The organism is Clostridium hydrogenum (assembly GCF_021432385.1).
Lineage (GTDB): Bacteria > Bacillota > Clostridia > Clostridiales > Clostridiaceae > Clostridium_S > Clostridium_S hydrogenum.
This window is the reverse complement of sequence record NZ_JAEACT010000002.1, coordinates 1,853,532-1,867,958: the sequence shown is the minus strand read 5'-3', so window position 1 is coordinate 1,867,958 and position 14,427 is coordinate 1,853,532. Positions and strand designations below refer to the sequence as shown.

Here is a 14,427-nt window from a genome sequence, read left to right as displayed (position 1 = left end):
AAAATCCCTCCTGCACATATAAAATTATTATGTGCAAAAATAAAAATTTCATTCGTAAAATTTTCATTAAATAACTTTTAACGTAGTCAAGGTTTCAGAGAACCCAGTGCCATCTCTTTAATTTAATTTCATTTTATTGAGATCCTAAATTAAATTCATTATGGAGCGCTTTTATGGCCTTATCTTTATCTGTAGAATTTACAAGACACCAAATTGTAGCATGTGAATCCGCAGTTTGAAGTACTTCTACATTTTCCTTTGTGAGCGATTTTAAAATACGAGCCATTACTCCTGGTACCCCACAAATTCCATTTCCAATAATGGCTATCTTACTACAATCTTCTATTGTTGAATAGGCTATTTTAAATGTATCCATTATTTCTTTAAATTTACCAAAACTACTTTCGTCAATTGTAAATATATTTTCTTTAGGAAATACATTTATTAAATCTATACTTATACCATTAAGCCCTAATATATTTAACAAATCAGCATAGTTATTATTATTTGTATTATCCTTTAATTTTGTATTTATTTGAATTCTTCCACTCATATAAGTTATTCCAGTTATAAGACCTTTTCCTGTAGTTTCTCCAAAATTATTTATTAATGTACCATCACAGCTGCTTAATGTATTTTTAACTACGAGTGGTATATTGCCAGCCATAGCTATTTCAACAGCTCTAGGGTGAATTACCTTAGCACCTTGCTCTGCAAATTCAAAAAGTTCATTATAACTTATTTTTTCTATTAATGTTGCATCTTCAACTATCCTTGGATCAGCTGTCATTATTCCATCCACATCTTTATAAACTTCAATTTTGCAAGCTTTCACAGCGCAGCCTATTATAGATGCAGTTACATCACTGCCGCCTCTTCCAAGAGTGGTAAAATACCCATTTTCACTTATTCCTTGAAAACCTGCTATAACGGGTACTTTTCCTTCTTTTACAATTTGAAATATTTTTTCTGGTTCAACTTTTTTAACGGATGCTTCATTATAATTATCATTAGTTATTATTCCTGCCTGTCCCCCTGTAAGTGGAACAGCAGCAATTCCATTTCTATTAAATTCATTGCTAACTACAACTGTGCTTATAAACTCTCCACAGCACATTAAAAGGTCTGCTGCCAATTTATTACTACTTTTAAATTCTTTATCTACAAGCGATAAAAGTGTGTCTGTAGCATATGGTTCGCCTTTTCTTCCCATTGCTGAAACTACTACTATTGGCAAGTAACCCTGTTTTTTAGCTTCTAGTACTTTATTAACTACACATTTTCTTCTTTCCTGATTAGATACAGATGTTCCTCCGAATTTTTGAACTATGAGATTCATAATAATCCTCCAAATCACAAGCGATTTTTTTTAATTACTGAATCCTCAACATCAATAATAATAGTTCTTGCACCGATTTTTTTTATATATTCCCATGGTACTTCAAAAAACTCACTTTTAGCAAATAATGAGAAACCAGATTTGTTATTCCCTAAAATTAATGATTTCATATTTCCTGCTTCATCTACTATTATATCATTATTGCTGAGAACAGAATATTTTTCACCATCATTGATATTAATAATTTCATACTTTTCTATATCACTATAATATTTTATTCCATCACTCATAATAAATTACCTCCTTAAATTATAAAATCCCATTAAAATATTATTCATAAGAAAAGTAATTTATTACTACAAATGTATAAAATAAAAAGGCCATTACGCCCTTCTATCGTTTGACTCTATTGTTCTTTTTCTTTTTCTTGTTCTTGTATTACATCTTTTCTTGATAAATTAATTCTTCCCTGATTATCTATATCAGTAACTTTAACTAAGATTTCATCACCAACAGAAACAACATCTTCAACCTTATTAACTCTCTCCACATCAAGTTTTGAAATGTGTACAAGTCCTTCTTTTCCAGGTAGTATTTCAACAAAGGCACCAAAGGTAGTTGTTTTTGTTACCTTTCCTAAATAAATTTCTCCTGCCTTAACGTCTTTAGTTAAATTATCTATCATTTTTAATGCTTTAGTTGCTGAAGGTCCATCAACAGATAATACAAAAACAGTTCCATCTTCTTTAATGTCTATTTTAACTCCAGTTTCATCAATAATCTTATTTATTGTTTTTCCACCAGGTCCTATTAAAGTTCTTATCTTGTCTGGTGATATACTCATAGTATATGCTCTAGGCGCATAAGGTGACATTTCTTTATTAGGTTCTGGAATACAAGCTTTTATTTTGTCAAGTATAAATAACCTAGCCTTTCTAGCTCCAGTTATTGCATCTCTAATACAAGTTTTAGAAAGTCCATGTATTTTAGTATCAACTTGTATTGATGTAATTCCTTTTTCAGTACCTGCAACTTTAAAATCCATATCTCCAAAGAAATCTTCTAGTCCCTGTATATCAGTCATAACTGTTTCTTTGCTTAAATCTTCACTAGTGATTAATCCCATAGCAATTCCTGCTGCTGGTCTTTTTATAGGCACACCTGCATCAAGTAAAGCTAACGTGCTACCACATACACTTGCTTGTGATGTTGAACCATTTGAGCTTAAAACTTCTGAAACAAGTCTAATAGTATATGGGAATTCTTCCTGTGAAGGAATTAATGGTTCAAGAGCTTTTTCAGCTAAAGCACCATGGCCAATTTCTCTTCTTCCTGGTCCTCTAAGTGGCTTAACTTCTCCCGTTGAATAAGCTGGGAAATTGTAATGATGCATATATCTTTTTGATTCTTCAGTACCTAAACCATCTAGCACTTGAACGTCACCTAAAGAACCTAATGTTGCAACAGTCATTACTTGAGTTAATCCTCTAGTAAATAATCCTGTACCATGAGTTCTTGGAAGCATTCCAACTTCACAGCTTATAGGTCTTATTTCATCAAAAGCTCTTCCATCAGGTCTTCTATGTTCATTAAGCATCATATTTCTAACTATTTTTTTCTGAAGATTATATATAACTTCTCCAATATCAGCAGAATCATCTGGATATTTTTCACCAAATTGTTCTGATATTTTTTCTTTTATTTCTTTTAATTTTAAATTTCTTTCATCTCTATCAGTTATGTACATAGCCTCTTTGAGCATGTCGAAAGCAAATTCATTTAAATCCTTTTCAATTTCTTCTTTTGGATGATATAATACTGGAACATCCTTTTCTTTACCAAATGATTTCATAGCTTCTTCTTGGAATTGAACTATTTTTTGACAAGCCTCAAATCCAAATTCTATGGCACTAATCATAACTTCTTCTGGTATTTCATCTCCACCAGCTTCTATCATCATAACTCTTTCTTTTGTAGCACATACTGTTAAATTTAATGTACTTTTGTCTCTTTCATCAACTGTAGGATTTAAAATAAATTCTCCATCAATAAGACCAACAGAAACAGTTGCCACTGGTGTAGTAAATGGAATACTTGATAAACAAAGCGCCATTGATGCTCCATTCATCGCTAAAATATCCGGTGCATTATCTTGTTCTACAGATACTACTGTACATACTATTTGAACATCATTTCTATATCCTTTTGGGAATAATGGCCTAATAGGTCTATCAATTGCTCTTGCATGAAGAATTGCTTTTTCAGAAGGTTTTCCTTCTCTTTTTACAAATCCACCTGGTATCTTTCCAACAGAATACAATCTTTCTTCATACTCAACACTTAATGGAAAAAAATCTATACCTTGGCGTGGCTGTTCTGAGGCATTAACATTAACCATAACAACAGTATCTCCATAGCTCATAAATATAGCGCAATTAGAAAGCTTTCCTGTTTTGCCATACTCAACCTTTAATTTTCTGCCAGCAATTATAGTCTCTAACTCATGTGACATACATCTACCTCCTTAATATAAAGTATCTCATTTATATTATTTATTTAATTATATACTTTTATGTAATTAAAGATAAACCACTTGAAACTTTAAAATTAATTTGTATCATAATGCCATCTTCTAGGCATTATGATGCAAATTAATTTTAGTAGTTGAAATGGTATATCTATATATAATTTTAATTAGTAAATTGCTATTGTTTCTATAAAATTTTCATATTTCCACAAACTTCATTAGAAACAATTGGCTACTTTGCTTTAAAATTGTATAATTCATTAATTTCATTAGAGTAATAGGTATAAAACAAAGAGCGGCATATACCGCTCCTGAGTTAATTATTTTCTTAAACCTAAGTTTTTTATTAATTCACGGTATCTTTCAATATCTATAGATTCAAGATAGTTTAAAAGACCTCTTCTTCTACCAACCATCATTAAAAGACCTCTTCTTGAATGGTGATCTTTTTTATGAAACTGTAAGTGCTCATTTAAATGATTGATTCTTTCTGTAAGTAATGCTATTTGCACTTCTGGAGAACCTGTGTCTCCTTCTTTTCTAGCATATTTAGTTATTAATTCTTGTTTTTTTGCCTTATCCATTGATAAAACACCTCCGTTAATATTATCGCCTCATTCCAAGAATATCGCCGGTGTCTCAGTATTCTTAGCATAAGGTTCCACGTGTAATTATAGCAAATAAATATATAAATGTAAATTAAAAAATGCTATTTTTGCTACAAATTATTATATTATTTTCTGCTTATCAGCAAAATGTTTATCTTTCTCAAGTTGATTCTTTAATTCAACTATATTGTTAAACTTAATTTCATCTCTAATCTTTCTTATAAAACTTACTTTTATATTTTTATTATAAATATCTTTATTAAAATTTAATATATAAGTTTCAACTGAAAGCACACTACCACCAACTGTAGGGTTAATACCAATATTTGTTATACCTTTATACAAAACACCTTCATATTCTACAATTGTATAATATACTCCCCTTCCAGGAACTGCAAACTTTTTATCGTATACTAAATTAGCTGTTGGAAAATTCATAGTTCTACCTATTTTCTTTCCATGACCAACAGTCCCACTAATAAAATATGGTCTTAATAACATATCATTAGCTTCTGAAATCTTACCACTAGAAATATATCCTCTTATATTTGTACTGCTTACTATAGTATCATTAATTTTTACAGGTTCAGTAATATACAGTTCAAATTTGTATTCTTTACTTAATTTTTTTAGTAATTCTACATCGCCCTGATTTTTATATCCAAACCTATGATTAAAGCCTGTTATAATTCCTTTTAAATTGTAGCATTTAATCATATTTAATATGTAATCTTTTGGTGATATTCTCATCATTTCTTCATTAAAATCACATAAGTTTAAGATGTCGATACCTAAGTTCTTAAGCATTTCTATTTTTGTTTCATTATCCATTATAATCTTAGGAGCTATATCCTTGTTAATTGTATTTAGTGGATGTTCTTTAAAAGTATTAACCATGCTTTTAGCATTATTTTTTTTACTAAGAGATATTGTTTTATTTATTAAACTTAAATGTCCCTTATGAAGTCCATCGAAACTTCCAATAGTAATATAAGTTTCATAATCAAGTTTAACTTTAAAATTATCATTTAAAACTATCATAAAACATTTCTCCTAAGTCAATAATTTTACAATTTTAAATCCCTTTTCAGTTAAAGAACCTAATCCCAATAACTTATTGTGAGAATTTTGCAATTTATAAATCTTCTCTTCTTCAACCATATCAATCATTTTTCTATCTTGGATGCTAACACCGTTTATAAGTAATTTTTCAAATTTTTCATTTACCTTTAATAAAGGATAATTACTTAAGCAGTCATCTAAAGAAATTATGTTTTCAAATATATTTTCTTTATTTAATTCTTCTAGTTTCACACTATTTTCAATATTAAATATCCCTGATGCACATCTAGTAAGGTTATACATTACCGCTCCACATCCAAGCTTTTGTCCAATATCGTAACATAAACTTCTTATATACGTACCTTTTGAGCATTCTACATCAAAAACCGCCAATGGTATATTTATGCTTTTAATATTGACATTGTAAATGCTTACTTTTCTAGCTTCTCTTTCCACTTCAATTCCGTTTCTAGCAAGCTCGTAAAGCTTTTTACCATTTACTTTTAACGCAGAATACATAGGGGGAACTTGAAGTATGTCACCTTTAAAACTCATAATAGCCTTGGAAATTTCAACTTCATCTGCTTCAACAGGTGCTGTTTTAATTATCTTTCCTTCTCTATCATAAGTATCTGTAATCTCCCCCAATTTCATTTCAGCCTGATAAACTTTTTTACCTGACATTATAAAATCTACAAGTTTTGTGGCCTTTCCCAAACATATTGGCAAAACCCCTTCTGCAAGAGGGTCTAAAGTTCCTGTATGACCAACCTTTTTCTCTCCAGAAATCTTTTTAATACTCTTTACAACGTCAAAGGATGTAATTCCTGATGGTTTATATACATTTATTACTCCATTCATCCTATCAACTCTTTTTCAATTTCACTTATTATAATTTTTTCTGCATCTTTAATGTCTGTATTTATAGCTAATCCAGCTGCCCTTATATGACCACCACCGCCAAATTTCTCAGCTATTTTTCTAACATCAACATAAGATTTAGACCTAAGACTTAATTTAGTGATATCATCTTTTTCTTTTAACAATACACTCACTTCTGCTGTATTAACTTTAAGTCCAAGTGAAACAAGTTCTCCAGTATCAGATTCATCTGCTCCAGAATTTTTTATCATATCCTTTGTAACTTTCATAACACACAATTTCTTATCGCAAGCCAAATACATATCATTCATAACAATAGCTTGAAGTTTTAAAACCTCAAATTTCTTATTATCAAATATCGTTCTATGTATTTCACTAAAATCAAGGCCAGTATTTATTAAATCTCCGGCTATATTATGCGTAACACTTGTTGTGTTAGAATGCCTAAATGAACCTGTATCAGTAAGTATTGACGTATACAAACATGCTGCAATTTCTTTGTTTATAGTTACATTCATCATTTTTAAAATTTGATAAATTATTTCGCCAACTGAAGCTGCATTAGAATCAACGTAATTTAAATCCCCAAATAAATCATTAGTAATATGATGATCCATATTTATAACTTCATAATTTCTATTTTTAAATTCTTCTACCGTTATATTGTAATTTAGCCTTTCAACATTACCACAGTCAAGAGTAATGAGCAAATCTGTATTTTCCCTTAAAGTTGTACTTTCTCCATCTATTTCATTAGAATTTGCCAAAAATGAAAATACTTCAGGAATTGCCTCTTTACACAATATATATGCATCTTTATTAAGTGATCTTAAACCATATAAAAGTCCAAGACTAGAACCAATAGAATCTCCATCAGGCGAAACATGAAAAGTAATTGCAATCTTATTACTTTTCATAATCTTATCTATTATTCTATTCACTATCATTTTTGTCATTCTCCTTTATCTTTTCCAAAAGTGCATCTATATGCATACCATACTCTATGGTATTATCTAGCTCAAAAATTACTTCTGGTGTATTTCTAAGCTTGACGCCTTTTGCTAATTCTCTTCTTATAAAGGAGGCACTATTTTTAAGTATTGCTAAAGCTTCTTTTTGTTCATCTTCTTTTCCAAGTATAGAAACATAAACCTTAGCATATCTTAAATCTTTAGTTACATCAACTTTAGTTACACTTACCATAGCTGTAAATCTTGGATCTCTTATTTCGTTTTGTATAGTATTGCTAATAGTTTTTTTTACTTCTTCGTTAATTCTTCCACTTCTATATTTAGCCATATAAATCTTCCCTTCCAAAGAAGTTTAGTTTACTTATTTAATTTAGGTTTAACTTCTTGCATTTCAAAAGCTTCAATGATATCTCCTTCTTTTTCATCATTGTACTTTTCTAGTGTAATACCACATTCAAATCCCTGAGCAACTTCCTTTGCATCATCTTTAAATCTTTTTAATGATCCAAGCTCGCCTTCTAAAATTACGATACCATCTCTAATAAGTCTAATTTGGCTATTTCTAGTTATTTTTCCATTTAGAACATAGCAACCTGCAACAGTTCCAATGCTTGATATTTTATATACCTGCCTTACTTCTACTCTTCCAATAACAACTTCCTTAAACTCAGGCTCAAGCATACCTGCCATAGCGGCTTTAATATCATCAATAGCATTATATATAACTCTATAAGTTTTTATATCTACATCTTCTTTTTCAGCAAGAGCAGCTGCATTATTATCAGGTCTTACATTAAATCCTATTATTATTGCATTAGAAGCACTTGCTAAAATTATATCAGTTTCAGTTATAGCTCCTACTGCACAGTGTATAACTCTTATTTTAACTTCATCAGTAGATAATTTTTCAAATGATTGTTTAACAGCTTCTACCGATCCTTGAACATCTGCTTTAACTATAATACTTAATTCTTTTACTTTTCCTTCTTGTATTTGACTGTACAAATCTTCCAAAGAAACTTTATGCTTAGCAGCAAGATTAGCGCTTCTTAATTTTTGAACTCTAAGTTCAGCCATATTTCTTGCAGATTTTTCATCTTTAACAACATTAAATTTATCTCCAGCTTCTGGAACATCTGAAAGTCCAAGTACTTCAACTGGTACTGATGGTCCCGCTGACTTAATTTTCTTACCTTTATCATCAAACATTGCTCTTATTCTTCCGTAAGTTGATCCTACAATAATCGAATCTCCTACATGAAGTGTACCATTTTGAACAAGCAATGATGCAACTGAACCTCTTCCTTTATCAAGTTTTGCTTCAATTACAGTACCTCTTGCCTTACGTTTAGGATCAGCTTTTAATTCAAGAATTTCGGATGTAAGTACTGTCATTTCAAGTAAAGTATCTAAACCTTCTCTTGTTCTAGCTGATACAGGTACACATACAACATCTCCACCCCAATCTTCAGGTATGATGCCATTTTCTGTGAGTTCCTGTTTAACTTTATCAATATTTGCACCTGGTTTATCAATTTTATTAATAGCAACAATTATAGGAACATCGGCAGCCTTGCAGTGATTTATTGCTTCTTTTGTTTGAGGCATAATACCATCATCAGCAGCAACAACTAAAATTACCACATCGGTAATTTGTGCTCCTCTAGCTCTCATTGCAGTAAAAGCTTCGTGGCCAGGAGTGTCAAGGAAAGTTACTTTTTCCCCATTTACATTTACAGTGTAGGCACCTATATGCTGTGTTATTCCGCCAGCTTCTGTTTCTGTAACCTTTGATTTTTTTATAGCATCAAGAAGAGATGTTTTACCATGATCTACATGACCCATTACAGTTACAACAGGTGGTCTTTTTATTAAATTTTCTTCTTCTACTACTTCTTCATCCTCAAAAATACTTTCAAACTCATTCTCAAGTTCCTTTTTATCTTCGTCATCAGCTTTCATAACTACATCTATTTCAAATTTATCGGCTACTTTTGTTGCTGTTTCGATATCAATTTCTTGATTTATAGCAGCCATTACTCCCATAAACATAAGTTGTTTAATGACTTCTGTCGTAGGTTTATCAAGTTTGTCAGCTAAATCCTTGACTGTTATTGTTTTTTCTATTTCTATTACGCCTCTTTCAGCTACATCTGAACCATTTTCGTTATTAATATTTTGTTCCTCCGCATCTTTAGTTTTATTCTTATTCTTTTTATTATTTTTTCTTACTTTTATACTATCTGCTATTGCATCTTCATATTCTTCTACTATGCTGGAAGTTTTAGTTTCATTATTTCCATCAGCTGCAGATTCTTTATCTTGCTCTGAAATCATCTCTTCTATTAATTCTGCATCTTCATCATCAATTGCACTCATATGATTTTTTACTTTGATACCAAACTCGTCTTCGAGTAAAGCTATGAGTTCTTTGCTTGATCTACCTAATTTTTTTGACAATTCATATATTCTAACTTTCGACAAATCATACACCCCCGTTTAATTATTTTCTTGCTTCAATAGCTCTATTAATTTAGTGCTCATTTTGTAATCTATAATACATAATACTTTAATTTCTTTTCTACCTAGTATTTTTCCCAATTCCTCACTTAAAAATCCATTATTTATAATAGGAACATTAAACCTTAGGGAATAATTTTCAAATTTATCCTTGGTGTTTTGAGAGACATCCTCTGACAATATTATTAATTTTGCTTTTCCATATTTTAATGCCTCTTCACATTTATTATAGCCTTCTAAAAGATTACCTGATTTTTTAGTTATACCTAAAAATTGAAGAAACTTATTGTTCATTAATAATCTCATCCTTTAATCTAGCATATAAATCATCATCAATCTTTCTTTCAAGATTTTTTTCAAGCCTTTTTTGCTTAACTGCCTTTTCTAAGCATTCAATATTTTTGCATATATATGCTCCTCTGCCAGGTTTTTTGCCAGTCGTATCTATTGAAACTTCATTATCCTTATTTTTCACAATCCTAATTAGTTCCTTTTTAGGTTTCATCTGCATACACCCTGTGCACATTCTTTGAGGTATCTTTTTTACTTTCATGGACAGCACCTCCAATACAGCATACTTAAATATTTAATTTTAGCTATTTTCAACTTGAGATTTACTCTTTATATCAATTTTCCAGCCTGTTAATTTAGCTGCAAGTCTTACATTTTGACCTTCTTTTCCTATAGCAAGTGAAAGTTGATTGTCATCTACAACTATTTGAGCTGATTTATTTTCTTCATTTATTGTAACATCTAAAACTTTAGCAGGGCTTATAGAATTAGCAATATACTCTTCTGGAAGCTTACTCCATTTTATAATGTCTATTTTTTCATTTTTTAGTTCATTAACTATGTTTTGAACTCTTACTCCTTTTTGCCCAACGCAAGCGCCCATAGGGTCTATATTTTCATCGTTGGAATAAACAGCTATTTTAGTTCTTGATCCTGCTTCTCTTGATATGCCTTTTATTTCCACAACACCATTATATATTTCTGGTACTTCAAGTTCAAATAATCTTTTAACAAGACCAGGATGAGTTCTTGATATTACAACTTGCGCACCTTTAGTTGTGTTTTTAACTTCCACTATATAAAGTTTTATTCTTGAATTATATACATATTCTTCTCCTTGTATCTGCTCAGACGGAGTTAGAATTGCTTCTATTCTACCAAGATCTATTAATACATTTCCTTTGTCTTTCCTAAGAACCTTACCTGTTACAATATCAAATTCCTTTTCAGAAAATTCATTATATACAAGGCTTCTTTCTGCTTCTTTTATTCTTTGAACAACTACTTGCTTTGCAGCTTGAGCTGCTACTCTTCCAAAACTTTTTGGTGTTACTTCTATATCTACAATGTCACCAACCTCATAAACATTACTTATGCTCTTGGCTTCTTCTAAAGAAATTTCTGAAATTTTATCTTCAATTTCATCTACAACTTTTTTCTGTGAATATACATGTATTTCACCATTGTCTCTATCCATAGATACTCTTACATTATGAATATTTTCTGCAACCTTAGCATAATTTTTCTTATATGCTGCAACTAACGCATCCTCAATTGTTTCAAAAAGCATGTCTTCGCTTATTCCCTTTTCACTAACAATTTCCCTAAGTGCTTGAATAAATTCCTGATTCATTTATTTAACCTCCTCAAAGCTCCCCTTCTAAATTAATCCTCTTTATTTTTTTTCTAGGAATTTTTATTTCTTCTTCATCAATAATAATTTCTATATTTTCATCATTAAATCCATTTAGTTTACCAACAAATTCTTTTTCATGATTAAAAGTACCTTTGATTTTTATTCTTACATTATTACCATTATATCTTTTTAAATGTTCATCTGTAAATAAAGTTCTAAAAATACCAGAAGAAGATACTTCTAAGTAGTAACTGTAAGGAATAGGATCTTCTTCATCAAGTACATCACTTACTTTTCTGCTTACCTTTTCACAATCAGAATGACTTATTCCCTCACTACTGTCTATATATATTCTTAAATAATTTTCTCCGTCTTCATTAACAAATTCAAGATGATAAAAATCATAATTTAGTTCTTCAACTAATGGTTTAATCAATTCTATCAGCTTATCTATCAAAATTATCCCTCCTCACAATATATATTTTACTATTTTAAAGTATTTAAACCTTTAAAGACATATAAAATGTAATATATTAAAGTTAGTAAAAAAACAAATTCACCTAGGGTATATTTTTTTCAAAAATCGTATTAATGAAAAACGCAACATATCGTTGCGCATACAAAACGAAAGAGCGGGTTTCAACCCACTCTCTAAGATAAAATTTATCAGCAAACTTTAATATAACTATATAGTATCACAGTTAGATACATATTTCAAGAAAAAGTTAAAAACTTATTACCTTTCCATTTTTAGATATGGTTTATTTTTATTTCAGTATAGAATTACATATTATCAATTTCATTTATTAATTCGTCAACTAAATATTCTTCTTTTACCTTTTTAATAATTTTGCCCTTTTTAAATATTAGTCCTTCGCCCTTTCCACCTGCAATTCCAATATCTGCTTCTCTTGCCTCTCCAGGTCCATTAACAACGCAACCCATTACTGCCACTTTAATATTTTTATTTGAATTTTCAAGTCTTTTTTCAACTTCATTTGCTATTTTAATCAAATCAATAGAAGTTCTTCCGCATGTTGGACATGAAACGAACTCAATTCCACTTTTAATGTATCCAAAAGTTTTTAATATTTCTCTTCCAACTTTAACTTCCTCTATTGGATCACCTGTCAACGAAACCCTTATTGTATCTCCAATTCCTTCACTTAAAAGAGCTCCAATTCCTATTGAAGATTTAATTGTTCCCCTCCAAATTGTACCGGCTTCCGTAACTCCAAGATGAAGAGGATAATTTACCTTTTTAGCTATTAATTTATAGCTATCTATCATCATTTTAACATTTGATGATTTTATAGATATAACAATATCATCAAAATTAACATTTTCAAGAATTTCTACATGTTTTAATGCACTTTCCACCAAAGCCTCAGCTGAAACACCTTTATACTTCTCTAAAAGATCTTTTTCAAGTGAGCCTGAATTTACACCTATACGTATTGGAATTTGTTTTTCTTTTGCACTTTTTGCTACTAATTCAACTCTTTCTTTTGCGCCTATATTCCCTGGATTAATTCTAAGTGCTGAGACACCATTTTTAATTGATTCCAATGCTAATCTATAATCAAAATGTATATCAGCAACTACAGGCATAGTCGTGTTTTTTGTAATTTTCTTCAAAGCCTCTGCCGCCTCCATATCTGGAACAGCACATCTTATTATATCGCAGCCAGCATTTTCTAATTTTCTGATCTGCATTAAAGTTTCATCTGCATCCCTAGTATCTGTATTAGTCATAGATTGAACAGTTACTCTATAATCTCCACCGATAAATATATTACCAACCTTTATTTGTTTAGTTTTAATTCTTTCCAATTTTAAACACCTCATATCTTAAGCGGATATAATACATCCTTTATTGTAACAACAACCATTAAAGCCATTAAAAGTGCAAAACCAATTGTTGTTACTATTCCGACTTTATCATCATCTATTTTTTTACCTGTTATTATTTGAATTACAAATAATATTACATATCCTCCATCAAGCGCTGGGAATGGTAGTAAATTAAACATACCAACATTAGCACTTAAAAAAGCCATAAAATTTATTAGATTAATAAATCCAGCACTTGCCGCTGCTCCTGTCACTCTAACAATACTTACAGGTCCCGAAACATCTTTAGCTGATAACTGGCCTGTAAATAACATTTTAAAGCTTAAAAAAACTTCTTTAATCATTGTTACCGTTTCACTACCACCATAACTAATACTTTCTATAATTGATGGCTTTGAAACAACTGTAGGTGCTATACCTACCATATATCTATTTTCTTTTTCATTTTTTATAGGTTTTACATTAAAACTTTTAATTTGATTATTTCTTTTTACAGTTATATTTATAGTTTTTCCTTTGTTTAAAAGCATTTTAAGAGAAAAATCATCCCAGGTATGTATAGATGAATTATCTGCCTTTACTATTACATCATTAACTTTAACTCCAGCTTCCTTAGCAGCAGAATTAGCTGTAAATCCGCTTATCTTAGGTGATGCAAATCCTGTTACGTTTGCAACTATGCAATACAGTATTATAGCAAGTAAAAGATTCATTATAGGTCCAGCCGCCACAATACTCAATCTTCTTAATGGTGATTTATTACAATAAGCGCGTGGATCATCACTCTTTTCCTGTTCACCAGTCATATTAACATATCCACCTATAGGCAAAATTCTAATTGAATATTGAGTTTCTTTTCCTTTGATTCCTAATATTTTAGGTCCCATACCTATGGCAAATTCTTCTACCTTAACACCATTTAATTTTGCTAATATAAAATGTCCGAGTTCATGTATGAGAACTATAATTCCTAAAACTATTATAGCTATAATTATATTAATAAGGCTCAAATTCAT

15 protein-coding genes are annotated in these 14,427 nt (G+C 30.2%); all 15 read right to left on the bottom strand.

The window, feature by feature from the left end:
• Positions 1-133 precede the first annotated feature (133 nt).
• Complete coding sequence (dapG, locus tag CUEA01_RS08510; RefSeq protein ID WP_234121223.1) at positions 134-1,339, bottom strand: aspartate kinase; 1,206 nt, start codon at positions 1,337-1,339, stop codon at positions 134-136.
• 14 nt (positions 1,340-1,353) lie between these two features.
• A complete protein-coding gene (locus CUEA01_RS08505; protein WP_234121222.1) occupies positions 1,354-1,629 on the bottom strand; it encodes a YlmC/YmxH family sporulation protein in 276 nt (91 codons plus the stop codon).
• Positions 1,630-1,745: 116 nt separating this feature from the next.
• A complete protein-coding gene (locus CUEA01_RS08500) occupies positions 1,746-3,851 on the bottom strand; it encodes a polyribonucleotide nucleotidyltransferase (protein ID WP_234121221.1) in 2,106 nt (701 codons plus the stop codon).
• A gap of 335 nt (positions 3,852-4,186) precedes the next feature.
• A complete protein-coding gene (rpsO, locus tag CUEA01_RS08495; protein ID WP_234121220.1) occupies positions 4,187-4,450 on the bottom strand; it encodes a 30S ribosomal protein S15 in 264 nt (87 codons plus the stop codon).
• A 144-nt stretch (positions 4,451-4,594) separates the two neighbouring features.
• Positions 4,595-5,515: a bifunctional riboflavin kinase/FAD synthetase gene (locus tag CUEA01_RS08490; RefSeq protein ID WP_234121219.1), complete on the bottom strand. Its 921-nt coding sequence runs from the start codon at positions 5,513-5,515 to the stop codon at positions 4,595-4,597.
• 12 nt (positions 5,516-5,527) lie between these two features.
• Positions 5,528-6,397 carry a tRNA pseudouridine(55) synthase TruB gene (gene truB, locus CUEA01_RS08485; RefSeq protein WP_234121218.1) on the bottom strand — a complete coding sequence of 290 codons (870 nt, stop codon included), beginning with the start codon at positions 6,395-6,397 and terminating at the stop codon, positions 5,528-5,530.
• Positions 6,394-7,365: a DHH family phosphoesterase gene (locus tag CUEA01_RS08480; RefSeq protein WP_234121217.1), complete on the bottom strand. Its 972-nt coding sequence runs from the start codon at positions 7,363-7,365 to the stop codon at positions 6,394-6,396. Before CUEA01_RS08480 ends, truB begins: the two co-directional genes overlap by 4 nt.
• Complete coding sequence (gene rbfA / locus CUEA01_RS08475) at positions 7,352-7,717, bottom strand: 30S ribosome-binding factor RbfA (protein WP_234121216.1); 366 nt, start codon at positions 7,715-7,717, stop codon at positions 7,352-7,354. The genes CUEA01_RS08480 and rbfA overlap by 14 nt, the downstream gene beginning before the upstream one ends.
• Positions 7,718-7,746: 29 nt before the next feature.
• A complete protein-coding gene (gene infB / locus CUEA01_RS08470; protein WP_234121215.1) occupies positions 7,747-9,873 on the bottom strand; it encodes a translation initiation factor IF-2 in 2,127 nt (708 codons plus the stop codon).
• Positions 9,874-9,888: 15 nt separating this feature from the next.
• Positions 9,889-10,203: a ribosomal L7Ae/L30e/S12e/Gadd45 family protein gene (locus tag CUEA01_RS08465; protein ID WP_234121214.1), complete on the bottom strand. Its 315-nt coding sequence runs from the start codon at positions 10,201-10,203 to the stop codon at positions 9,889-9,891.
• On the bottom strand, positions 10,193-10,462 hold the full coding sequence (gene rnpM, locus CUEA01_RS08460; RefSeq protein ID WP_234121213.1) for an RNase P modulator RnpM: 270 nt from the start codon (positions 10,460-10,462) through the stop codon (positions 10,193-10,195). The genes CUEA01_RS08465 and rnpM overlap by 11 nt, the downstream gene beginning before the upstream one ends.
• Positions 10,463-10,501: 39 nt before the next feature.
• Complete coding sequence (gene nusA / locus CUEA01_RS08455; protein ID WP_234121212.1) at positions 10,502-11,554, bottom strand: transcription termination factor NusA; 1,053 nt, start codon at positions 11,552-11,554, stop codon at positions 10,502-10,504.
• Between the two features lie 13 nt (positions 11,555-11,567).
• A complete protein-coding gene (rimP, locus tag CUEA01_RS08450; RefSeq protein WP_234121211.1) occupies positions 11,568-12,014 on the bottom strand; it encodes a ribosome maturation factor RimP in 447 nt (148 codons plus the stop codon).
• Between the two features lie 326 nt (positions 12,015-12,340).
• Positions 12,341-13,390, bottom strand: coding sequence for a flavodoxin-dependent (E)-4-hydroxy-3-methylbut-2-enyl-diphosphate synthase (gene ispG, locus CUEA01_RS08445; protein ID WP_234121210.1), 1,050 nt, complete (start codon positions 13,388-13,390; stop codon positions 12,341-12,343).
• 11 nt (positions 13,391-13,401) lie between these two features.
• Positions 13,402-14,421, bottom strand: a complete 1,020-nt coding sequence (gene rseP, locus CUEA01_RS08440) for an RIP metalloprotease RseP (protein ID WP_234121209.1) — start codon at positions 14,419-14,421, stop codon at positions 13,402-13,404.
• Between the last annotated feature and the right edge of the window lie 6 nt (positions 14,422-14,427).